The sequence below is a fragment of the Blastococcus sp. SYSU DS0539 genome (assembly GCF_054050855.1).
Genome location: NZ_JBJHAF010000011.1, coordinates 143,828 through 164,466, shown reverse-complemented (window position 1 = coordinate 164,466; position 20,639 = coordinate 143,828). Strand labels below are relative to the sequence as shown.

Annotated in this window: 22 protein-coding genes; 9 read left to right on the top strand and 13 right to left on the bottom strand. The window is 76.1% G+C overall.

The window, feature by feature from the left end; genetic code table 11:
* Nucleotides 1–110 precede the first annotated feature (110 nt).
* Nucleotides 111–1,133: a YlbL family protein gene (locus ACI790_RS14860; protein ID WP_456570554.1), complete on the bottom strand. Its 1,023-nt coding sequence runs from the start codon at nt 1,131–1,133 to the stop codon at nt 111–113.
* A 109-nt stretch (nt 1,134–1,242) separates the two neighbouring features.
* On the opposite strand from ACI790_RS14860, the gene ACI790_RS14855 reads away from it, so the two are divergent.
* On the top strand, nt 1,243–2,685 hold the full coding sequence (locus tag ACI790_RS14855; protein ID WP_456570553.1) for a zinc-dependent metalloprotease: 1,443 nt from the start codon (nt 1,243–1,245) through the stop codon (nt 2,683–2,685).
* Here the strand turns inward: ACI790_RS14855 and ACI790_RS14850 are convergent.
* Nucleotides 2,682–3,272: a M48 metallopeptidase family protein gene (locus tag ACI790_RS14850; protein ID WP_456570552.1), complete on the bottom strand. Its 591-nt coding sequence runs from the start codon at nt 3,270–3,272 to the stop codon at nt 2,682–2,684. The two genes, ACI790_RS14855 and ACI790_RS14850, sit on opposite strands and share 4 nt — an antisense overlap.
* A 411-nt stretch (nt 3,273–3,683) precedes the next feature.
* On the opposite strand from ACI790_RS14850, the gene ACI790_RS14845 reads away from it, so the two are divergent.
* The 3 genes from ACI790_RS14845 to ACI790_RS14835 all read left to right on the top strand — a co-directional run bounded on the left by ACI790_RS14845 (nt 3,684) and on the right by ACI790_RS14835 (nt 6,476).
* Nucleotides 3,684–3,836 carry a DUF5679 domain-containing protein gene (locus ACI790_RS14845; RefSeq protein WP_012950213.1) on the top strand — a complete coding sequence of 51 codons (153 nt, stop codon included), beginning with the start codon at nt 3,684–3,686 and terminating at the stop codon, nt 3,834–3,836.
* A 144-nt stretch (nt 3,837–3,980) separates the two neighbouring features.
* Nucleotides 3,981–5,087, top strand: coding sequence for a ThiF family adenylyltransferase (locus ACI790_RS14840; RefSeq protein WP_456570551.1), 1,107 nt, complete (start codon nt 3,981–3,983; stop codon nt 5,085–5,087).
* Between the two features lie 66 nt (nt 5,088–5,153).
* Nucleotides 5,154–6,476 (top strand): ABC1 kinase family protein, encoded by a 1,323-nt coding sequence (locus ACI790_RS14835; protein ID WP_456570550.1) that lies wholly within the window; start codon nt 5,154–5,156, stop codon nt 6,474–6,476.
* Between the two features lie 151 nt (nt 6,477–6,627).
* Here the strand turns inward: ACI790_RS14835 and ACI790_RS14830 are convergent, their stop codons facing one another.
* From ACI790_RS14830 to ACI790_RS14815, 4 genes are all read right to left on the bottom strand, one after another.
* A complete protein-coding gene (locus ACI790_RS14830; RefSeq protein ID WP_456570549.1) occupies nt 6,628–6,876 on the bottom strand; it encodes a hypothetical protein in 249 nt (82 codons plus the stop codon).
* The gene (locus ACI790_RS14825) at nt 6,873–7,217 is read right to left on the bottom strand and encodes a WhiB family transcriptional regulator (RefSeq protein WP_456570548.1); all 345 of its coding nucleotides are present in this window, start codon (nt 7,215–7,217) and stop codon (nt 6,873–6,875) included. The genes ACI790_RS14830 and ACI790_RS14825 overlap by 4 nt, the downstream gene beginning before the upstream one ends.
* A gap of 140 nt (nt 7,218–7,357) precedes the next feature.
* Complete coding sequence (locus ACI790_RS14820; protein WP_456570547.1) at nt 7,358–7,681, bottom strand: hypothetical protein; 324 nt, start codon at nt 7,679–7,681, stop codon at nt 7,358–7,360.
* A gap of 197 nt (nt 7,682–7,878) precedes the next feature.
* Nucleotides 7,879–9,873, bottom strand: a complete 1,995-nt coding sequence (locus tag ACI790_RS14815; RefSeq protein WP_456570546.1) for an ATP-dependent helicase — start codon at nt 9,871–9,873, stop codon at nt 7,879–7,881.
* Between the two features lie 187 nt (nt 9,874–10,060).
* Here ACI790_RS14815 and ACI790_RS14810 point away from each other — a divergent pair, with 187 nt between their 5' ends.
* The 3 genes from ACI790_RS14810 (at nt 10,061) to ACI790_RS14800 (ending at nt 11,640) form a co-directional block, all read left to right on the top strand.
* A complete protein-coding gene (locus tag ACI790_RS14810) occupies nt 10,061–10,327 on the top strand; it encodes a mycoredoxin (protein WP_456570545.1) in 267 nt (88 codons plus the stop codon).
* 6 nt (nt 10,328–10,333) lie between these two features.
* On the top strand, nt 10,334–10,984 hold the full coding sequence (locus ACI790_RS14805) for an ANTAR domain-containing protein (protein ID WP_456570544.1): 651 nt from the start codon (nt 10,334–10,336) through the stop codon (nt 10,982–10,984).
* Between the two features lie 188 nt (nt 10,985–11,172).
* Entirely contained in the window at nt 11,173–11,640 is a 468-nt protein-coding gene (locus ACI790_RS14800; RefSeq protein ID WP_456570543.1) for a uridine kinase, read from the top strand.
* 8 nt (nt 11,641–11,648) lie between these two features.
* On the opposite strand, the gene nudC is transcribed toward ACI790_RS14800, so the two are convergent.
* The 4 genes from nudC to ACI790_RS14780 all read right to left on the bottom strand — a co-directional run bounded on the left by nudC (nt 11,649) and on the right by ACI790_RS14780 (nt 16,339).
* The gene (nudC, locus tag ACI790_RS14795; RefSeq protein WP_456570542.1) at nt 11,649–12,548 is read right to left on the bottom strand and encodes an NAD(+) diphosphatase; all 900 of its coding nucleotides are present in this window, start codon (nt 12,546–12,548) and stop codon (nt 11,649–11,651) included.
* Nucleotides 12,545–13,909 carry a M16 family metallopeptidase gene (locus ACI790_RS14790; RefSeq protein ID WP_456570541.1) on the bottom strand — a complete coding sequence of 455 codons (1,365 nt, stop codon included), beginning with the start codon at nt 13,907–13,909 and terminating at the stop codon, nt 12,545–12,547. The genes nudC and ACI790_RS14790 overlap by 4 nt, the downstream gene beginning before the upstream one ends.
* Nucleotides 13,906–15,216 carry a M16 family metallopeptidase gene (locus tag ACI790_RS14785; protein WP_456570540.1) on the bottom strand — a complete coding sequence of 437 codons (1,311 nt, stop codon included), beginning with the start codon at nt 15,214–15,216 and terminating at the stop codon, nt 13,906–13,908. Before ACI790_RS14785 ends, ACI790_RS14790 begins: the two co-directional genes overlap by 4 nt.
* 229 nt (nt 15,217–15,445) lie before the next feature.
* Nucleotides 15,446–16,339 (bottom strand): DUF2510 domain-containing protein, encoded by an 894-nt coding sequence (locus tag ACI790_RS14780; protein WP_456570539.1) that lies wholly within the window; start codon nt 16,337–16,339, stop codon nt 15,446–15,448.
* 64 nt (nt 16,340–16,403) lie between these two features.
* On the opposite strand from ACI790_RS14780, the gene ACI790_RS14775 reads away from it, so the two are divergent.
* Nucleotides 16,404–17,183: a putative protein N(5)-glutamine methyltransferase gene (locus ACI790_RS14775; RefSeq protein ID WP_456570538.1), complete on the top strand. Its 780-nt coding sequence runs from the start codon at nt 16,404–16,406 to the stop codon at nt 17,181–17,183.
* A gap of 109 nt (nt 17,184–17,292) precedes the next feature.
* Here ACI790_RS14775 and ACI790_RS14770 read toward each other — a convergent pair whose 3' ends face one another.
* Nucleotides 17,293–18,705, bottom strand: coding sequence for a dipeptidase (locus tag ACI790_RS14770; RefSeq protein WP_456570537.1), 1,413 nt, complete (start codon nt 18,703–18,705; stop codon nt 17,293–17,295).
* A gap of 91 nt (nt 18,706–18,796) precedes the next feature.
* On the opposite strand from ACI790_RS14770, the gene ACI790_RS14765 reads away from it, so the two are divergent.
* Nucleotides 18,797–19,648: an alpha/beta fold hydrolase gene (locus ACI790_RS14765; RefSeq protein ID WP_456570536.1), complete on the top strand. Its 852-nt coding sequence runs from the start codon at nt 18,797–18,799 to the stop codon at nt 19,646–19,648.
* A gap of 71 nt (nt 19,649–19,719) precedes the next feature.
* Here the strand turns inward: ACI790_RS14765 and ACI790_RS14760 are convergent, their stop codons facing one another.
* Both ACI790_RS14760 and ACI790_RS14755 read right to left on the bottom strand, forming a co-directional pair.
* The gene (locus tag ACI790_RS14760; RefSeq protein ID WP_456570535.1) at nt 19,720–20,103 is read right to left on the bottom strand and encodes a VOC family protein; all 384 of its coding nucleotides are present in this window, start codon (nt 20,101–20,103) and stop codon (nt 19,720–19,722) included.
* A gap of 104 nt (nt 20,104–20,207) precedes the next feature.
* Nucleotides 20,208–20,627 carry a hypothetical protein gene (locus ACI790_RS14755; RefSeq protein ID WP_456570534.1) on the bottom strand — a complete coding sequence of 140 codons (420 nt, stop codon included), beginning with the start codon at nt 20,625–20,627 and terminating at the stop codon, nt 20,208–20,210.
* Nucleotides 20,628–20,639: the final 12 nt, after the last annotated feature.

Genomic DNA, 20,639 nt, shown 5'->3' with positions numbered 1-20,639 from the left:
GCGGTCCGGCTGTGGTGCTCATCACCGCAGTCTGTCAGCGGCGCCCGGAACGCGGGCCCCGGGCGCGCGCGCGCCCGCCGGGGGGGGGGGGGGGGGGGGGGGCCATGGGGTCAGCAGCTCTCCGGGGTCCGGCCGGCGCGGACGTCGGCGAGGGCCTCCAGCGCGTCGTCGAGGGTGGCGACCCTCGCCAGCGGGACGCCGGCGTCGGGGGCGGCGACCGCCTCCGCGCAGTTGCCGGCGGGGACGAGGAACACCTCGGCGCCGATGTCCCGGGCAGAGACGATCTTGAGCGGGATGCCGCCGATGGGCCCGACGTTGCCCTCGAGGTCGATGGTGCCGGTGCCGGCGATGACCGCACCGCCGGTCAGGTCCTCCTCCCCCACCAGGTCGAGGATCCCGAGGGTCAGCATCAGGCCGGCCGACGGTCCGCCCACGTCGGCGACCTGGATGTCGACGTCGAACGGCGCCGACGGCTGGTCGAGCACGGAGATGCCGAGCAGCGATCCCGCCCGGCCCTCCGCGGCCCCGGTGGTGACCGTGGTCGTGCCCCGCTCGCCGAGCCGGGTGTAGGTGACCGGGACCGTGGTGCCGGGCGGGATGCCGGTCAGGACGTCGGCGAGCACGTCGGAGTCGGGGACCGGCTGCCCGTCGACGGACTCCAGCGCGTCGCCCTCCTCGAGCCGCCCCTCCGACTGGGACCCCTCGGGCACCTCCCGCACGACCACCTTCTGCGGGAAGCCGAGCTCGCCCAGGGCCACGCTCTCGGCGGCCTGCTCCGAGGTGAGGAACGCCTGACGGTTGACCTGCCGGGTCTCCTCCTCGCTGCGGTCGGGCGGGTAGACCAGCTCCTCGGGGACGACGCTGACCTCGTCGTCGAACCAGCCGCGCACGGCCTGCACGAGGCTGAGCCCGCCCCGGCTGACGCCGACGGTGGTCAGGTTCAGGTTGCCCTCGACCTCGTTGCGGTCCCGGCCCTGCACCGCGATGATCGGCTCGCCGTCGATCTCGCCGAGGGTGTTGAAGGTCGGGCCGGGCACCTGCGCGACGTAGGGCACCGGCACGCTCGTGCCCAGGACGCCGAACAGCAGCAGCAGCACGGCGCCCATGCTCAGGACGGCGCTCCGACGGGTCACGAGGCGCGAGCCTATGTCGCCGACCTGGGCGGTGCCGCACCGCGGAGCTGTCCGCTGCCGGCGCAGCGCCGCGGCCCCCGACCGAAGATCACGCGTCTACCGTGGACCCATGAGTGACGTGCCGTTCGGCTTCGGCCCTCCCGACCGTGACCCCGAGCGCCGGGAGCCCGGCCGCGGCGGCGACCAGGGCGGCGACCCGTTCGGTCTCGGCGCCCTCTTCGGCGGCATGGCCGGCGGCGGGTCGCCCGAGGACGTGCTCGGCAAGATGCCGCTCTTCGCCGAGCTGCAGAAGCTCATGAACTGGTCGGGCGGCCCGGTCAACTGGGACCTCGCCCGCCAGGGCGCGATCAGCCAGCTCGCGGCCGGGCACCAGCCGTCGTCGGAGCAGGAGCGCACCGCGGCCGCCGAGGCCCTCCGGCTGGCCGACCTGTGGCTGGACCAGGTCACCGACCTGCCCTCCGGGATCGAGCGGACCGCCGCGTGGTCCCGGGTGGAGTGGGTGGAGCAGACCCAGCCTGCGTGGGGCGCGCTGATCGACCCGCTCGCCGAGCGCGTGGTGGCGGCGATGACCAGCGCCCTCCCCCAGGAGGCGGCCATGTCCTTCGGGCCGATCGCCGGGATCATGGGCCGCATGGGCGGCCTCATGTTCGGCGCCCAGGTGGGGCAGGCGCTCGGCAAGCTGGCCGAGGAGGTGCTCACCAGCACCGACGTCGGTCTGCCGCTGGCCCCGAGCGGCACCGGGGTGCTCGTGCCGCAGAACCTGGCCGCGTTCGCCGAGGGGCTCGACCGCCCCGCCGACGAGGTGCGGCTGTTCGTCGCACTGCGCGAGGCCGCCTCGCAGCGGCTGTTCGCGCACGTCCCCTGGCTGCGCCAGCAGCTGCAGGACGCCGTGCACGCCTACGCCCGTGGCATCACCATCGACCGCGAGGCGATCGAGCGCGGCATCAACGAGGCCATGGCCGGTGGGATGGGCGAGGGGCTGGACCCCAGCGACCCGGAGAGCATCCAGCGCCTGCTCGGCAGCGGGGTCCTCGAGCCCGAGGAGACCCCCGAGCAGCAGATGGCGCTGCGCCGCCTGGAGACCCTGCTGGCGCTGGTCGAGGGCTGGGTCGACGCCGTCGTGGCGGCGGCCGCGGCCGACCGGCTCCCCGGGTACGCCGCCCTGGCCGAGACGATGCGCCGCCGCCGGGCCTCCGGCGGGCCGGCCGAGCAGACCTTCGCCACCCTGGTCGGCCTGCAGCTCCGTCCCCGCCGGCTGCGCGACGCCGCCACCGTCTGGGGCGCCATGGGCCAGCAGCACGGCAGCGCCGACCGGGACCGCCTGTGGTCGCACCCCGACCTGCTGCCGACGTCGGAGGACCTCGACGAGCCGCTGGACTTCGTCGCCCGTCAGGGCCTCGACGACGAGCTCGCCGCGCTGACCGCTGACGACGCCGACCGCGCCGCGCCCGGCGAGCCCTCGACCGACGCCGAGCCGGCGGACGGGGACACGGCCGGGGACGCCGACGGGGACACCGACGACGAGCCCGGCACCGGGGAGCAGCGCGGCTAGTCGACGAGGTCGGGCGCCGCGTCCTCGCCGGCCGCACCCGCGGTGTTCGCCAGCTCGACGCCCTCCAGGAACCCGCGGGCCCGCTCGGCCCGCGGGTAGCGGGCGACCAGCGCCCAGAAGCGCTCGTCGTGCCCGGGCTCGAGCAGGTGCACCAGCTCGTGCACCAGCACGTAGTCGACGACGTACTCGGGCATCGACCGCAGCCGGCTGGAGAGCCGGATCGTCCGGTCCGCCGGGGTGCAGGACCCCCAGCGACGGTGCTGGTTGTCCACCCACCGCACGCTGGCCGGGTCGGCGAGGTCGTCCAGGTGCTCGGCCGAGAGCGCGCGGGCCCGCGCCAGGAGCTCGGTGTCGCCCCCGAGGGACCGCTTCCGCCGCTCCTCGCGGGTGCGCAGCTTGGCGACCATCTGGGCCACCCACCGCTGCTCCTCGGCCGGGCTGAAGGCCGCCGGGATCAGCACCACGGTGCGGCCCATCTCGCGGTACGCGGTGACCGTGCGCCGGCGGCGGGTGCTCCGCCGGACCTCGACGACGCCGTCGTCCGCCGGCTCGGGGAGGGCGGTCGAGTCGCGAGTCGTTCCGGGCACGAGGGAACCGTAGGACACCACCCCGGCGCGGCGCCTGCGCGGAGACACCCGCTCGGGTGCAGGTCGCACGGACGGTGGACACGGCGGCCGCTCCACCCGGTGACGAGGGTCGCGAGCCGCGCGCCGTCCACACCCCGGACGGGGACATCCGCGCAGCTCGCAGGCCCGTGGACCACCCCGCCGGGCGGCCCGTCCCCGCCCCGTCCCGGGGTTCCGCACAGCGACACGCCTGGTCGTCCCCATGGCGTCCACAGGGTTGTCCACAGCTGTGGGGAAAGCGCCGCCGCGGCGCACCCGGGTACCGGTCGCCGGGGGGCCGCCGACGGCGTCGCGGGGGGTCCGCACGGGTAGCGTTCTCGCGCAACGGCGCCCGGCGTGCGAGCCGAGGCGCCCCGGAGACGAGGAGATCCCGTGGCGGAGAGCTACAACGGCTACTGCGTGAAGTGCAAGGAGAAGCGCGACTTCGACGGCGAGGTCAAGGTCAGCGAGTCGGGCCGCCGCATGGCGCAGGGCACCTGCCCCGTGTGCGGCACCAAGATGAACCGGATCCTCGGCAAGGCCTGAGAGAACCTCTCCTCCCGTCCCCGCGCACGCCCGCGGCGGAGGAGGACGACGGTCGCGACGGCGGCGTCCCCCTGCGGGACGCCGCCGTTCGTCGTCCTGTGGACGACGGGCCCGCGACCCGCGTCCGGCTGCGACCCTGCCGGGGTGAGCGACAACGCCCATCCCCTGCTCCCGGCGGCGACACCCCTGCTGCTCGGCGACGGCGGCGTGCAGGTCGGTGGCGTCGACTCCACCGACGGGCTGCTGCTGGAGCCCGGCGTGGGCCTCGCTGCCCTGCTGCGCGGCCTCGACGGCCGCCGCTCGCAGCGGTCGGTGCGGGCCGACGCCGTCCGGGACGGCCTGGATCCCGGCCTCGTGGACGCGGTGCTTGCGGCCCTGCGCGCTGGCGGCCTGCTGACCGACCTGGATGCCGCCGACGTGATCGCCGTCGGCGCCGGCCCCGCCGCGGCCGCGCGGGCGGCGGTCGAGCTGCCCACGGCGGCCGCCGTCCCCGGCTCCTCCGTCTGGCGGGCGCGGCGGCTGGCGACCGTGGTGGTCGAGGGCGCGACCCGCGTCGGCACCCCGCTCGCGGCGGTGCTGGCCGCCAGCGGGGTCGGCCGGGTCGTCGTCCGCGACGCCGGGGTGGTCTCCGCCGCCGACGCGGTGGTCGGCGGCCTGACCGCCGCCGACGAGGGCCGGCCCCGCGCCGTGGCGGCGGCCGACGCGGTCCGCCGGGCGAGCCCCCTCACCGATCTCGGGCCGCTGCCCGCCGGCCTCCAGCCGGACCTCACCGTCCTCACCCGGCCCTGGGCGGCCTCGGACCCGCTGGTCGCCGGGATCGCCGGCCCCCACCTCGTGGCCACCGTGCGGGGCGAGACGGGAGTCGTCGGACCGCTGGTCGTCCCCGGCGCCACCAGCTGCCTGGGCTGCGGTGACCTCCACCGCCGGGACGCCGACGCCCGCTGGCCCCGGCTCGCCGCGCAGCTCTCCGCGTCGGAGCCACCGCCCAGCGGCGCCACGGTGACCTGCCTGCTCACCGCGCTCCTCGCGACGGGGCAGGTGCTGGCCTTCCTGGACGGGTCCGGCGCGCCGGTGACGCTCGACGCCACGGTGGAGCTGCGCCCACCGGACCTGCTCCCCCGCCTGCGACGATGGGTGCCGCACCCGGCCTGCGACTGCGGTGCGGCTGCGGACGACGACACCCCTCCCGGGGGCGACGTCGGACCTCTCCCCGGCACGACCCCGGGAGAACAGGCAACAATGGGCCGCTGAGCGAGCTCACGGGCTCACCGGACACGACACGGCGCCGCCCGGACCGGGCGCCGGCGAGGAGGACGCGTGAGCGACGAGCGACCGGTGATGCCACGGGGGTCGGTCGCACGGACCGCACGCCTGGCCTCCCTCCCCCTGGGCGCCGCCGGCCGGGCCACCCTGGGGATCGGCAAGCGCCTGTCGGGCCAGTCCGCGGACGCGGTGAACGCCGAGCTGCAGCAGCGCACGGCCGAGCAGCTGTTCGCGGTGCTGGGGCAGCTCAAGGGCGGCGCCATGAAGCTCGGCCAGACGCTCTCGGTGTTCGAGGCGGCCGTGCCCGAGGAGATGGCAGCGCCCTACCGGGAGGCGCTCACCAAGCTGCAGGAGGCGGCCCCGCCGATGCCGGTGCGGACCGTGCACGCGGTCCTCGCGCAGCAGCTCGGTGGCACGTGGCGGCAGCGCTTCGCCGAGTTCGACGACGCCCCGGCCGCGGCGGCGAGCATCGGCCAGGTGCACCGGGCCACCTGGCGGGACGGCCGCGACGTCGCGGTGAAGATCCAGTACCCGGGCGCCGCGACGGCGCTGATGAGCGACCTCAACCAGCTGGCCCGGTTCGCCCGGTTGTTCGCCGCGGTCCTCCCCGGGCTGGACGTCAAGCCGCTCATCGCCGAGCTGAAGGCGCGCGTGGTCGAGGAGCTGGACTACGGGCTGGAGGCCGATGCCCAGCGGGCGTTCGCCGCCGCCTACGCCGGTGACGCGGAGATCGCCGTCCCCCGGGTGGTGGCGAGCGCACCCAAGGTCGTCGTCTCCGAGTGGATCGAGGGCACCCCGCTGTCCCGGATCATCACCACGGGGACCCGGGAGGAGCGCGACCGCGCCGGCCGGCTGCTGGCCACGCTGCACTTCTCCGGCCCGCAGCGCGCCGGACTGCTGCACGCCGATCCGCACCCGGGGAACTTCCGGCTGCTGCCCGACGGCCGGCTGGGGGTCATCGACTTCGGCGCCATCGCCCGGCTGCCCGACGGTCATCCCGAGCCGATCGGGCGGCTGCTGCGCTGGGCGCTGGCCGGGCGCGCGGCCGAGGTGCTGGCCGACCTGCGCACCGAGGGGTTCGTGCGGCCGGGGGTGGATGTCGACCCCGACGCGGTGCTCGACTACCTGCGCCCGCTGCTGGAGCCGATCGCCGGGCACCACTTCCACTTCACCCGCGCGTGGATGCAGGAGCAGGCGATGCGGATCGCCGACCCGCGGACCGAGGCCAACCGGCTGGGCCGGCAGCTGAACCTGCCCCCCGCCTACCTGCTCATCCACCGGGTCTCGATGGGCTCCATCGGGGTGCTGTGCCAGCTCGACGCGGCGGCCGACTGGCGCGCGGTCCTGGAGGAGTGGCTCCCCGGCTTCACGGAGTGATGTCCGGTCGGGCACCCGGAGGTGCCCGACCGGACCCGGTGCTGTCGTGCCGAGTGGGGCCCGGAGGGCTCCGCGCAGGCGCGCCTGACCGGCTCCACGCGACCGGGGGACGGCAGCTGGAGGCGGTGCGGTCCGGAGCACCGCGATCTACTCAGTAGACCGAGGCGCTGGCGCGCGCGGCCCGGCGGACCGCACGCTCGGCGCGACGGGTGGCCCGTCGCGCCAGGTAGAGACGACGGGCGCGGCCGGCGGCCATCGCCTCGGCCTGCAGCTCCTGCATGCGGCTGCGGGCCATCTCGTGCTCGAGCAGGTACATGGCGGGTTCCTTCGCTGGAGTCGGCGGCCGGGCCGCCGGGATGCTGGATGTCGTGGTGGTGGGGGTGCGCGCCGCCGGGGTCATGCGGCGACCACCTTGCGCGGGCGGCCGCGGGGCCGCTTCCGGGCGATGACCGCCCCCCGTTCGAAGATCTCGCCGCCCCAGACGCCCCACGGCTCGGCGCGCGACAGCGCGCCGGCCAGGCAGGACTCCCGGACCGGGCAGTCCCCGCAGAAGCTCTTGGCGAGCTCCAGCTGGGCCGGGCTCTCGGCGAACCACAGCTCGGCGTCCTCCACCCGGCAGGGCAGGGGTCGCCGGACCGGCGCGGGTGACAGCGGTGGGCGCGGATGCCGCGGCGTCGCGCCGTCGGTCCAGGGGAGCCCGGGCCGGCGGTGGGACGTCGGGCGGTCGATCGTCTGCTGCACTGCCGCTCCTCCTCGTACTCGTCGGGTCCGGCCGGCGGTGGTCCGCCGACCGAGGTCGGGACCGGGTGCCGCGGAGCAACGAGAAAGGCCGCGGATCCCGGGGTTCGGGTTCCGCGGCCTCGAGGAGGACCGGTGAGCGGCTAGCTCAGCGGTCTCCCGGGGGAACGGATCCCGAGGGTGGTGCTGTCGTGCTGGGGCAGGCGCGTGGGCGCGAGAAAGCGCTCGACGGTGTGCAGCGACTTGGGGCGCCGGACGGCGACCGGGGCGACGCGGGACGAGCCCGTGCCGGCGATCGAACCGATCGGGCCGGTGGCCGCCGGGCCGCCGGTGCAGGGGGCGACGGACAGACCGGTGCCCTGGGTCGGGGCGGCGGGACCGGTCATGATCAGGCCACCCTCGCGCACGTCGGCGCCGCCCCGGACGAGGAGGTCGGAGGCAGCGGCGGTCCAGGTGATGCTGGTCATCGAAGCTCGTCCTCCTTCCTGGGTCCGCGTCCCAGCCGGTCGGCCGGGCGCGCAACGGGGCGCAGCTCGTGTGCGACGGGACACTATGACCGGGGCGATTTCCGGGTCAATCGAATTAACGACGATTCCTCCGGACGGCGTCCGCACCCGTTCCGGAGCCGCCTGCCGTCGCCGTGGGCGACCACCCGCTCACCGCATCAGCCGGTGACGGCGGCCAGCACGTCCTCGCCGTAGAGCTCCAGCTTCCGCGCGCCGATGCCGGGCAGCCCGGACAGCTCGCGCAGGCTGGCCGGCCGGGTCTCGGCGATGGCCTGCAGCGTGGCGTCGGTGAAGACCACGTAGGCCGGCACCGACGCCGACTGGGCGGCCTGGCTGCGCCACGCGCGCAACCGCTCGAACAGCTCGCCGGCCTCGCCCTCCAGCACCACCTTGGGCCGCTTGGCCGGGCGGCGGGCCGGCGGGGCGGTGGGCCCCGAGTCCGGCGCGAGGCCGTCGAGGAACCGGCTGCGCGGACGCGCGCGCCGGCCGCCGGGGTTGCGGGCGAGCGACCAGGACAGGGTCAGCTGCTCGCGGGCCCGGGTGACGGCCACGTACAGCAGCCGCCGCTCCTCCTCCACCGCGACCGGCCGGCTCAGCGACTGGGCGATCGGCAGCACGCCGTCGACCAGGCCGACGACGAAGACGACGTCCCACTCCAGCCCCTTGGCGGCGTGCATCGAGGCGAGGGTGACGCCCTGGACGGTCGGTGCGTGCTGGGCGTCGGCCCGCCCGGCGAGGTGGGTGACGAAGCCGGCGAGGTCCAGCGACGGGTTCTCGGCGACCAGGTCGACGGCGAGGTCGACCAGCGCGGCGAGCGACTGCCAGCGGTCCCGCGCCGCTCCGCCGGCCGGCGGGCGGTGCTCCGCCCAGCCGGTGGAGGCCAGCACGTCCCGGACGGCGGGCACGAGCATGCCCGGGTCGTTCCCGCCGGCCGCCGCCCCCCGCAGCAGCAGCACCGCCTCGCGGACCTCGGGCCGCTCGAAGAAGCGTTCCCCGCCCTTGAGCACGTACGGCACCCCGGCGTCGGCCAACGCGGACTCGTACACCTGCGACTGCGCGTTGATCCGGAACAGCACGGCGATCTCCGCGGCGGGCGTGCCGTCGTCGATCAGGGCCTTGCACCGGGCGGCGACCGCAGCCGCCTCGGCCGGCTCGTCGGGGTGCTCGACGAACGTCGGCTCGGGGCCCTGCGGCCGCTGGCCGAGCAGCCGGAGCCCGGGCAGGCCCTTGCGCGGCGGCGCCTGGCCGATCAGCCGGTTGGCCAGCCCGACGACCTGCGGCGTGGAGCGGTAGTCGCGCTCGAGCTTCACCACGGCGGCGTCGGCGTAGCGGTCGGCGAACCCGAGCAGGTAGTCGGGGTCGGCACCGGTGAAGGAGTAGATGGTCTGGTTCGGGTCACCGACCACGCAGATCTCGGCCCGGCCGCCCAGCCAGGCGTCGAGCAGCCGCTGCTGCAGCGGGTTGACGTCCTGGTACTCGTCGACGACGAAGTGCCGGTACTGCGCGCGCACCTGCCGGGCGACGTCCGGGTGCTCCTCGATGGCGTAGGCGGTGACCAGCAGCAGGTCCTCGAAGTCGAGGGCCCCGTCGCGCTGCTTGGCCGACTCGTAGCTGGCGTAGACGGCCGCGACGGCGGCCGGCTCGAACGGGGCCTCCCGGCCGGCCGCCTTCGCGCGGGCCGGGTAGTCCTCGGGCGTGGCGAGGGTGGTCTTGGCCCACTCGATCTCGCTGGCGAGGTCGCGCAGGCTGGTCCGGTCGGTGGTCAGCCGGTTGCGCGCGGCGGCGGAGGCGACCACCCGCAGCTTGTTCTCGATCAGCCCGGGCATCGGGCCACCGAGGACCCGGGGGGCGAAGTAGCGCAGCTGGCGCATGGCCGCGGCGTGGAAGGTGCGGGCCTGAACCCCGCCCACGTCGAGTGATGCCAGGCGGCCGCGCAGCTCACCGGCCGCGCGCGCGGTGAAGGTCACCGCCAGGACCTGCTCGGGGACGTACCTGCCGGTGTGCACCCCGTAGGCGATCCGGTGGGTGATCGTGCGCGTCTTGCCGGTGCCGGCACCGGCGAGGATGCAGACCGGCCCCGACACCGCCTGCGCGGCCGCGCGCTGCTCGTCGTCGAGGCCCTCGAGCACGGCCTCCGCGTCCGCATGCGCCATCGCCGGCGTCCCTCCCCGTTCCTCGACCTGCTCGTCCCCGGGCGCCGTCGGCCCCCGGGGACGATCCTCCCAGCCGGGTCCGACGACGGCGGGAAGCATCCCCAGGAGCAACACGTTGGGATGCACGCAGCACGCCACCCCGTTCCGGGGCTGGACCCGCCAGGCACGAACAGGGAGACTCCCCGCGATGACCACGACCCCCGGCTCCGCCGTCACCATGTACACCACGACGTGGTGCGGGTACTGCGTGCGCCTCAAGAAGCTGATGCAGCGCGAGGGCATCCAGTTCTCGGAGGTCGACATCGAGACCGACCCGCAGGCGGCGGATCTGGTCATGCAGGCCAACGGCGGGAACCGCACCGTCCCCACGCTGGTCTTCCCCGACGGCAGCGCGCTGACCAACCCGAGCATCGACGCGGTCAAGGCCCAGCTCGCACAGCTTCCGGAGGCGTGAGCTCCCGTGGTCCCCGGCCCCCGGCCCTCCGACGAACTCGACGGGCCCGTCCTCCCCGCTGCGTCGTCGCTCCGTCCGGAGGGCCCGGGGTGCCCCCCGGCCGACGACCGGCCGCGGATCGCGCTGACCCGCACCGCGCGGGGCTGGGCCGTCGTGCCGCTGCCCGGGGTCCCGGTCGCCGGTGACCCGGTGGCCGACCTGGTCGAGGGGATGACCCTGGCCGACCTGGTGGCCGACGAGCTGGGCGCGCGGCCCGAGCCCGACCGCACGGCACGGCGCTGGGCGCGCGGCCCCGCGGGGGCGCCGGCCGGGACCGACCCGGTGGACGCGCGGATCGCCGCGCTGGAGCGGACCGTCGCCCAGTTGGAGCACGCGCTGGCTGCCCGGGTGTCCACCGAGCGCGCCCTCGGCGTCCTCGCCGAGCGGCAGGGGGTCAGCCTCCGGACGGCGTTCGAGGGGTTGCGCCGCGAGGCGCGCACGCAGGGCCGCTCCGTCGTCGAGCTCGCCCGCGAGGTGCTCGAGGGGCTGGTGCCCGACGCCCCGGCCACCGCCCCGGCCACCCCCGCCCCGGCCCCGGTGACCGCGGCGCCCGCGCCCGCACTGCGGCCGGTGCCGGTGCCGAGCGGTGCCGTCGCGACCGCGGACGGCCGGTCCTGACCCGGCCGGAGCCGCTCTCCCCCGCCGCCCTCGCGGACCGCCTGGCCGCCCTGCTGGCGGACGTACCCGCCGAGCCGGGCGCCGCCGCGCTGCGCGTCGCCGTCGACGGGCCGGAGCTGGCCGCACCCGAGGCCCTCGCCGCCGCGATCGCCGACCGCCTGCCGGCGCTGGGCCGCACCGCCGTCGTCGTGCCCGCGACGGGCTTCTACCGGCCCGCGTCGCTGCGGCTCGAGCACGGCCGGACCGACCCCGACGCCCGGTACACCGACTGGCTGGACGTCGGGGCGCTCAACCGCGAGGTGCTCGGTCCGGCCGGGCCCGGCGGGTCCGCGGAGTACCTGCCGGTGCTCTGGGACCTGGCGCGGGACCGCGCCGCCCGGGTGCCGCGGGTGCCGCTGCCGCCCGGTGCCGTGCTGCTGGTCGCGGGCGCGCTGCTGCAGGGCGTGGGCCTCGCCCTGGACGTCGTGGTCCACCTGCGGGTGGGTCCCGCCGCGCGGCGGCGGCGGACCCCGGCGGACGAGGCGTGGGCGCTACCGGCCTTCGACCGCTACGACGACGAGGTCGATCCGGTCGCGCTGGCCGACGCCGTCGTGCTGGCCGACCACCCCGACCGGCCGGCCCTGGTGCTCGGCGGGCGCCTGACGACAGCCCCATGAGCATCGCTTCAGCTGAGCTCGCCGTCCACCCAGCGGTCGAGGATGTGGCGGGCGATCGAGATCGACGGGGGCACCGCCAGCCGGCCGTCGGGGGTCCGCAGCTCGTCCCGAGTGAACCAGCGCGCCTCCTCGATCTCGGTGGGGTCGACCCGGATCTCGTCGTCGCCGTCGACGCGGGCGACGAAGCCGAGCATCAGCGACTGCGGGAACGGCCACGGCTGGCTGGCGACGTAGCGCACGTCGGTGACCCGCAGGCCGACCTCCTCCTGGACCTCGCGCGCCACCGCCGCCTCGGCGGACTCCCCCGGCTCGACGAAGCCGGCCAGGATGGAGAACCGGCCGGGCGGCCAGACCGCCTGCCGGCCGAGCACCACGCGGTCGGCCCCGTCGTGGACGAGCATGATCACGGCGGGGTCGACCCGCGGGAAGAACTCGACCCCCGTCGTCGGGTCGCGCTGCGTCCAGCCGGCCCGCTCGACGGTCGTCGCCGCGCCGGTGAGGGGGCTGAACCGGTGCCGCTCGTGCCACTCCAGGATCCCGATGGCCTCGACGAGCAGGCCGGCGTCCAGGTCGCCGAGCTCGGTGGCCAGATCGCGCAACCCGGCCCACCGGTCCACCGGGCGGCCGTTGACCGTCAGGGACCGCTCACCGCGGACCGCGGCGTAGGGCACCCCGCCGTCCTCCCCGAGGTACACCGCCCCCGGGGGCAGCTCCGGCCGCTCGTCCCACACCAGGACCGGGCCCGACGGGCCCTCCTGCACCGGCACGGCGCGCTGGGCGTCGACGGTCAGCACCCGCACCGGACGGCCACCGGTCGGGTCCGGCAGCAGCCGGGCCAGGTGCGCCCGGTCGTGCCCGGCCCGGGACAGCACCGGGCGGCCGTCGTCGGCGCGGGATCCGGCGGTCATGCCTGCTCGCCGCTCCCGGTCACGGTGACCGGCGCCAGGGCACCGAGCTCGGCGGCGACCCGGCCGGCGTCGCCGACGACGACGGCGGTCAGCGCCTCGGGCGCCAGGTAGCGGGCGGCCGCCGCCTGCACCTGCTCCACCGTGACGGCGGTGAGGTCGCGCTGGTGGGTGGTCAGCCAGTCGGCCGGCAGGCCCACGCCCAGCAGCGCCGAGAGGGTGCTGGCCAGGCCCGCGTGGGTGGAGGTGGACAGCGCCATGCTGCCGAGGATGTAGCGCCGGGCGGCGTCGAGCTCGGCCTCGGTCACCGGGGTCAGCGCCATGCGCCCCAGCTCGTAGAGGGTCTCCAGCAGCGCCGGGCCGGTGACCTCGGTGGCGACGTCGGCCTCCACCAGGAACGACGACGAGGCGCGCTGGTGCTCGATGCCGCTGCGCGGGCTGTAGCTGTAGCCGCGGCGCTCGCGGATGTTCTCCACCAGCCGGGAGGAGAAGTAGCCGCCGTGGACCATGGCCGCCAGCCGCGCCGCCGGCAGGTCGGGATCGGTGCGGCTGGGCGCCGGCCCGCCGAGGCGGAGGTTGGACTGCACCGCGCCGGGGCGGTCGACCAGCTCGATGCCGTCCACCCGCTGCTCGGCGACCGGCGGGGTCTCGACCGCCTTGCCGGTGCCGCCCCACCCCTCGAGGGCGGCGGCCACGGTGTCGGCCGCGGCCCGCGGGTCCAGGTCGCCGACGAGCACCAGGATGCTGCCGGCCGGCAGCACGCGCTCCCGGTGGAGCCGGCGCAGCGCCGGCGCGCGCACCGCGGCCACCAGCTCGGCGTCGGGCAGCTGGATGGCGTACGGGTGGGCGCCGTACCGGCGGGCGGCCAGCGCGGTGCGGGCGATCGTGCCCGGCTGGGTGCGGGCGATCGCGATCCTCTCGGCCAGCCGGTCGCGCTCGCCGTCGACCTGCCCGGCCGGATAGCTCGCACCGGTGAGCAGCTCGGCGATCAGCTCCAGCACCGGCCCGAGCCCGCCGGGCAGCAGCGTCGTCCCGAAGATCAGCCGGTCGGCGTCGGTGCTGACCGACAGCTCGGCCCCGTGGCTCTGCAGCAGCTGGGCGATGCCGGTCTGGTCGTGCCGCGCGGTGCCCAGCAGCACGGCACCGGACAGGACGGCGCCCCGCGCGGCGTGCACCCCGGCGTTGCGGGCGCTGGGCGCGGCGAACGGCACCCGCAGCCGCAGCTCCACCAGCGGGACACCGGGCCGGGGCACCACGACCACGCGGAGGCCGTTGGCCAGCGTCGTCTCCTCGGCGACCGGCGTCGGGTGCGGTCGGGGTTCGCCCAGCGGCGGGATCGGCGAGCTCTCCAGGGTCGTGGTCATCGGGCGCCCCCCGCCGGTCGCAGCTCGAGCACCGCGGCGGTGCCCGGGTCCAGCCCGCGGGCCGCCCCCTGGACGGCCTCCGGCGTCACGGCGGCGAGCCGGGCGGCCAACTCGCCGGCGAGCTCGGCGCGGCCGTGCACGAGCTCGGCGGCGGCGAAGGCCAGCGTGCGGCCGAGCACCGAGTCGGCCTGCTGGAGCAGCTGCGCCTCGATGCGGGCCTGCACCCGGCGCAGCTCGTCGGCGTCGACGCCGTCCTCGGCGATCCGGCCGACCTCCTCGTGCACGGCAGCCATCACCCGCTCGGCCGGCACCGCGGCCGGGTGGTGCACCTGGGTGGTCAGCAGCGTCGCGTCGCGGACGTCGAACGGGTCGCCGAACAGACCCACGTAGCTGCTCTGCGCGATGGCGATCCGGTCGTCGTGGACCAGCCGGAGCTCGAGCCGGGAGGCGTCGCCCTCGCTGAGCAGCTCGGCCAGCAACACGCTGCCCAGGTAGGTGTCGAAGTCGCCGACCGGGTCGGGCACCCGCCAGCCGATGGCCAGCGCGGGCGCGGTGGCCAGCCGGTCCTCGACGACCGCGCTGCGCACCGTGGTCGGCGAGGGCTCACCGGTGTACGGCAGCGGCGGGACGTCCCGGCCGGCGATCGGCCCGAACCAGCGGCGCACCAGCTGCTCGGTCTCGGCGACGTCGAGGTCCCCGCCGATGCACAGCACGGCGTTGCCGGGCGCGTAGTAGCGGGAGAAGAAGTCGGTGGCGTCGTCGACCGTGGAGGACTCCAGGTCGACGAAGGAGCCGTAGCCGTCGTGGGTGTTGGCGAAGCTCTCGAACGCGACCTGCGGCAGCTGCAGCCAGGGAAAGGCGCCGTAGGGCCGGTTGAGCACGTTGACCCGGATCTCCTCCTTCACCACGTCGATCTGGTTGCGGAGGTTCTCCTCCGTGATCGCCGGGGCGGCCATCCGGTCGGCCTCGAGGAACAGCGCGCGCTCCAGGGCCTCGGCGGGGAGCGCCTGGAAGTAGTTCGTGTAGTCCTGGTGGGTCGAGCCGTTGAAGGTGCCGCCCGCGGCCTGCACCAGCCGGGCGTGCTCCATCTTCGCGACGTTGGCCGACCCCTGGAACATCATGTGCTCGAAGAGGTGGGCGAAGCCGGTCCGCCCCTCGGGTTCGTTGCGCATCCCGACGTCGTAGTAGACGCTCACCGCCACCACGGGCACGCTGCGGTCGGGGGCGAGAACCACCCGCAGGCCGTTGTCCAGCGTGAATCGTTCGATCGGGTGCCGCAGGGTCAGTTCGGTCCCAGCTGCAGTCACGCACCGACACTACGACGACGTCACCCTCCGGGTGACACCGCGGCCGGTTGCCGTCCCCATCCGTGGTGAGCCCCTGCGGCCGCGTTCCTCCTCGGGGAACCCTCCGGGCCCCGCTCGTCGGTCGCCCACCGCGGCCGGTTGCCGTCCCCATCCGTGGTGAGCCCCTGCGACCGCGTTCCTCCTCGGGGAACCCTCCGGGCCCCGCTCGCCGGTCGCCCGCCGGGGCTCGTCACTCCATCACGTCGACGGCCTCGATGACCTGGTCGATGACGCCGTAGAGCTCGGCGTGGGTGTTGGGGATGGAGACGTAGAGCAGCGCCGGCGCCGGGCGGCCGACGTCGATGAGCAGCAGCGCGGCCCGCTCCCCGGAGGCGTCGTAGCCCTCGACGTCCCAGCTCAGCGCGAACTCGTAGAGGTGGGCGGCGTGCCCGTCGACGGTGCGGGGCTCGTCGCGCAGCACCTCGCGCTCGTTCGGCCCCGGGTAGTAGTTCCGCCGCACGCTGTCGGCCACCACGGCGGTCGTCGCCGCCAGGCTGGCGGGGCCGGAGTACGCGAACACGTCGATCAGCGGCCCCGAGGAGCACTGCGAGATGAACGTCGTGCCGTCGGGCGTGAGCTCCTGGGTGGTGAAGTACTGGCCCGCCGTCTCGGTGGTCTCCACCTGGTCCCACAGCGCCCACTCGTTCCACCCCTCACCCAGGTAGGGGTAGGAGATGCCGGCGGCCTCGTCGAAGATCCGCACGGTGCCCGGCGGGAACGACGGCCCCGCGGCCGGCGGCGGAACCGGGCCCGGGTCCTGCGCGGTGGGCGTGCCGGTTCCCCGGCCGCCGTCCGGGCGCAGCGCCAGCACCGTGGCGACGACGGCCACGACCAGCACCAGCACCGCACCGGCGACCACCGACGGGCGGAACCGGGAGCGCGCCGCGGCGGGTGCTGCGGGCGCGGCCCCCTCGGCCGGCTGCGCCGCCGGCGGCCGGGCGGGATCGCGGTGCACGGAGACACCCGGACCGGCGGGCATCATGACGTCCGACCAGCCCGCCCCGTCCCACCAGCGGACGGTGTCCGGAACACCGCTCGGGTCGGGGTACCAGCCCGGCGCGGCGCCCTGCCCCACTCCGGTCACGCCGTCAGCCTAGGGCGTGCCCCGTCCCCGTCACCGGCACCGGTGGCCGTCCGAGGAGGTCGCCGTGAGCAGGGAGGCAGCGCGGCCGGACCCGGCGATCGTCCTGCGGCTGCGCGGGGCCGGGTGCGTCTTCGCCGAGGACGAGACCGTCCTCCTCGCGACGGCGGCCCGCGACCACGGCGAGCTCGCCCGGCTGGTGGACCGGAGGGTGGCCGGGACGCCGCTGGAGCAGCTGGTGGGCTGGGCGGAGTTCTGCGGCCTGCGGATCGGCGTGGCGCCGGGGGTCTTCGTCCCCCGGCGGCGGACCGGGCTGATGGTCCGCGAGGCGGTCGCGCTCGCCCGGCCGGGTGCCGTCGTCGTCGACCTGTGCTGCGGCAGCGGCGCGGTGGGTGCGGCGGTGTCCGCCGCCGCGCCGGGGATCGACCTGCACGCCGCCGACGTCGACCCCGCGGCGGTGCGCTGCGCCCGGCGGAACCTGCCGGGCGTGCCGGTGCACGAGGGGGACCTGTTCGCCGCGCTCCCCGCGGCGCTGGCCGGCCGGGTCGCCGTCCTCACGGCCAACGTGCCGTACGTGCCGACGGCGGCGATCGCGTGGATGCCGCCGGAGGCGCGCGACCACGAGCCGCGGGTCGCGCTGGACGGCGGCGAGGACGGGCTGGCCCTGGTCCGCCGGGTGGTCGCCGAGGCGCCCGCCTGGCTGGCGCCCGGCGGCGCGGTGCTCTTCGAGTGCGGTGAGGGGCAGGCCGCGACCGCGCTCGACGTCGTCACCGCCGCCGGCCTGGCCGCCCGGCTGGTGACCGACGACGACCTGGGCGCGACCGTCGTCGTCGGCAGCTTCCGCTGAGCCCGGCGGCGATGTGCGTCGAGGGCGCGATCCCACGCCAGGAACGCGCCCTCGACGCACACCGCTCGACCGGCGCGCCGGATCGGGCGGTCCGCCGCACGACCCCTGGCTAACGCAGCCGCGCGGCCGCCAGCTCTCGCCAGAGGTGGGCCGCGGCCTCCGCGCCGCGGTGGAGCATGGGCAGCAGCACCCGCTCGTTCGGCGAGTGGATGCGGTCGGTGGGCAGGCCCGCGCCCAGGAAGAGCAGCGGTGCCCCGAGGGCCTCGACCAGCTCGGCCTCCGGGCCGCTGCCGCCCTCCCGGGTGAACAGCACGTCCTCCGGCGCGGTGTCGAAGGCCTGGCCGATGGCCGCCAGCAGCGCGTCCATCGCCGGGGAGTCCAGGTCGCTGGCGCACGGCGAGACGCCACCGGGCGGGGTGTGCACCTCGGCCTCGATGCCGGCCGGAACGTGAGCCGCCACCCAGTCGCGCAGCATCGGGCCGATGTCCTCCGGGCGCTGGTCGGAGACCAGCCGGAAGGTGATCTTGGCGTGCGCCTCGGCCGGGATGATCGTCTTGTGGCCGGGGCCGGTGTAGCCGCCCCACATGCCGTTGACCTCGGCGGTGGGCCGCGCACCGGTGCGCTCCAGCGTGCTGAAGCCCGCCTCGCCGTACGTCGCCCGCGACGCGGCCGGGCCGGCGAGCCACGCCTGCTCGTCGAAGGGCACCCGGCTCATCAGCTCGCGCTCGCGCTCGGTCAGCGGGCGCACCGCGTCGTAGAACCCGGGCAGGGTGACCCGGCCCTGCTCGTCGTGCAGCGTCGCCACGAGCTCGGCGAGGGCGTGCAGCGGGTTGGGGACGGCGCCGCCGAAGGAGCCGGAGTGCAGGTCGACCGCCGGGCCGCGCAGGGTGATCTCGGCGTCGGCCAGCCCGCGCATCGCCGTCACGGCGCTGGGTACGTCGGGCGCGGCCATGCCCGTGTCGCTCACGACGACGACGTCGCAGTCCAGCCGGTCGCGCTTCTCCTGCAGCAGGGCGGCGAAGTGCGGGGAGCCGGACTCCTCCTCCCCCTCGACCAGCAGCTTGACGGTGACGGCCGGGGTGTCGCGTCCGGTGGCGGCGAGGTGCGCGCGGATGCCGAGCAGGTGGAAGGCGATGTTGCCCTTGTCGTCGATCGCGCCGCGGGCGTGCAGCTCCGGCCCGTCGGGGCCCTCGACCCGGGTCGGTTCGAACGGCGGGTGCTCCCACAGCTCCAGCGGGTCGACCGGCTGGACGTCGTGGTGGCCGTAGACCAGGGCGACCGGCGCACCGGCGTTGGCCGACGGCCACTCGGCGAAGACCGCGGGTGCGCCGTCCGTCGGCCAGATCTCCACGGTCGGGAAGCCGACGCGGCGCAGCGCGTCGGCCAGCCACGTGGCGCTGGCGGCGACGTCGCGGGAGTGCGCCGGGTCCGCCGAGATCGACGGGATGCGCAGCCAGGCGTCGAGATCTGCGTGCAGGTCGTCGAGGTGGTCGAGGACGAAGTCGCGTTCGGCGCTGGTCACGGTCCCCGACGGTAGTGGCGGGCCGGACCGGGCGTGCGCCGCGCCCGGCCACGGGGGCGCGATGGCCAGGGAGGACCGTTAGCGTCCAGGCATGCCCGGAGAACTGCTGCGGACCGATGTCGGCGACCTGACCTTCGACGTGCGCGTCGACGGACCCGAGGACGGCCGGCCGGTGCTGCTGCTGCACGGCTTTCCGCAGACGTCGGCGTCCTGGGCCGCGGTGACGCCGCTGCTCACGCAGGCGGGGCTGCGCACCTACGCGCCCGACCAGCTGGGCTACTCCCCCGGCGCGCGGCCCGGTGAGGTCGAGGCCTACGCCGCGCAGAACCTCGCGCAGGTGACCGCGGACCTCATGACGGCGTTGGAGATCCCGGTGGCCGACGTCGTCGGGCACGACTGGGGCGCGAACGTCGCCTGGACCGTCGCCGCCTGGCACAGCGACCGGGTGCGGTCGCTGACGGCGGTGTCGGTGCCGCACCCGGCCGCCTACACCGCGGCCTTCCGCATCGACCCGGAGCAGAAGGAGCGGTCGGCCTACATCCGGCTGTTCTGGCAGCCGGGCAAGGCCGAGGAGGTGCTGCTCGCCGACGACGGCCGACGGCTGCGCCGGATGCTGCTGGGCACCGAGGGCGAGACGGGGGTCTCCCCCGAGGCCGCCGACGAGTACGTGGCGGCGCTGTCCGCGCCGGGCGCACTCACCGCGGCGCTCAACTGGTACCGGGCGATGAGCTCCGATGTCCGCGTGGACAAGGTGGAGGTCCCGACCACCTACGTGTGGAGCGACGCCGACGTCGCCATCGGCCGCACCGCCGCCGAGGCGTGCGCGGAGTTCGTGACCGGCGACTACCGGTTCGTGGAGCTGCCGGGCATCACGCACTGGATCCCGGAGCAGGCCCCCGAGCAGCTGGCCGCCGCGATCCTGGACCGGGTCGCCTCGACCTGACTCCCGGCCGCGCACCGGCACACCCGGGGGACGGTCCACGCCCGAGGACGCGTTCCCGTGGGAACGTCGGCTCAGCGCTGGTCGCGGCGCAGGGGATGCTCGTCGGGGATCTCGACCAGGGCGATCCGGACACCGTCGGGGTCCTCGATCCACATCTCGACCAGTCCCCACGGCTCCAGCCGGGGCGGCTGCGGAACCGTCACGCCGGCCGCCGCCAGGCGTCGGTGCTCGGCGGTGACGTCCCGGACCTGCAGCCACAGGGCCAGGCCCGTCGGGCGTTCCGCTGATCCGCCGGAGACCTCCAGCAGCCCGTTGCCGAGGAAGAAGACGACTCCCGGATGCTCGGCCGGGCCGAACTCGCGGTACACCGCCAGCCCGAGGACGTCCCGGTAGAACGACTGCGACCGCCGCGCGTCCGACGGTCGCAGCAGGATGCGGCTGCTCAGGACGTCCATGGGCGCCATCCTCGTCCGACCGTGCGGCCTGCGCGCTGCGGAGCCCGTCCCCGGCCGGGTGGCCGGACGGGCCCGACGGTGCACCGCCGCGGACGGCAGCACCGTCAGTGGGCGAGGAAGACGTCGTGCTCCGCGCACCCGGGGGGAACGGTCACGCCCGCGACCTCGAAGGGACCGGGCGCCACGTCCTGGGAGGAGTGCTCGAGCACGAAGCCGCCCCCGACCTCCACCTCGTCGCCCAGTCCGTAGGTGCCGTGACCGGGGACGTCGATCGTCACCGGGTCCTCGTCGACCACCTCGGTGCCGTGCGGCCAGACGATCACGTAGCCGCCGGCCCCGAGGCATCCACCGACGACCTCCAGCCGGCCGCCACCGAGAGCGTCCATGCCGGAGCCCGCCTGCTCGGCCACGAGAACGGTCACGTCGCCTGCCGGGATCACCTCGCCGCCACCGCACGCGGCCAGGAGCGGCACGGCGGCCGGTGCGAGCAGGGCCCGCACGGTGCGACGCCGCGGCAGGTCCATCGCGCCTCCTCG

What these genes read in the sequence shown, in the direction of transcription:
- ACI790_RS14855 (WP_456570553.1), top strand. Translation starts at nt 1,243, where the DNA reads ATGAGTGACGTGCCGTTCGGCTTCGGCCCTCCCGACCGTGACCCCGAG.
- ACI790_RS14765 (WP_456570536.1), top strand. Translation starts at nt 18,797, where the DNA reads ATGCCCGGAGAACTGCTGCGGACCGATGTCGGCGACCTGACCTTCGAC.
- ACI790_RS14790 (WP_456570541.1), bottom strand. Translation starts at nt 13,909, where the DNA reads ATGACCACGACCCTGGAGAGCTCGCCGATCCCGCCGCTGGGCGAACCC.
- ACI790_RS14755 (WP_456570534.1), bottom strand. Translation starts at nt 20,627, where the DNA reads ATGGACCTGCCGCGGCGTCGCACCGTGCGGGCCCTGCTCGCACCGGCC.
- ACI790_RS14815 (WP_456570546.1), bottom strand. Translation starts at nt 9,873, where the DNA reads ATGGCGCATGCGGACGCGGAGGCCGTGCTCGAGGGCCTCGACGACGAG.
- ACI790_RS14760 (WP_456570535.1), bottom strand. Translation starts at nt 20,103, where the DNA reads ATGGACGTCCTGAGCAGCCGCATCCTGCTGCGACCGTCGGACGCGCGG.
- ACI790_RS14830 (WP_456570549.1), bottom strand. Translation starts at nt 6,876, where the DNA reads ATGACCCCGGCGGCGCGCACCCCCACCACCACGACATCCAGCATCCCG.
- ACI790_RS14820 (WP_456570547.1), bottom strand. Translation starts at nt 7,681, where the DNA reads ATGACCAGCATCACCTGGACCGCCGCTGCCTCCGACCTCCTCGTCCGG.
- ACI790_RS14810 (WP_456570545.1), top strand. Translation starts at nt 10,061, where the DNA reads ATGACCACGACCCCCGGCTCCGCCGTCACCATGTACACCACGACGTGG.
- nudC (WP_456570542.1), bottom strand. Translation starts at nt 12,548, where the DNA reads ATGACCGCCGGATCCCGCGCCGACGACGGCCGCCCGGTGCTGTCCCGG.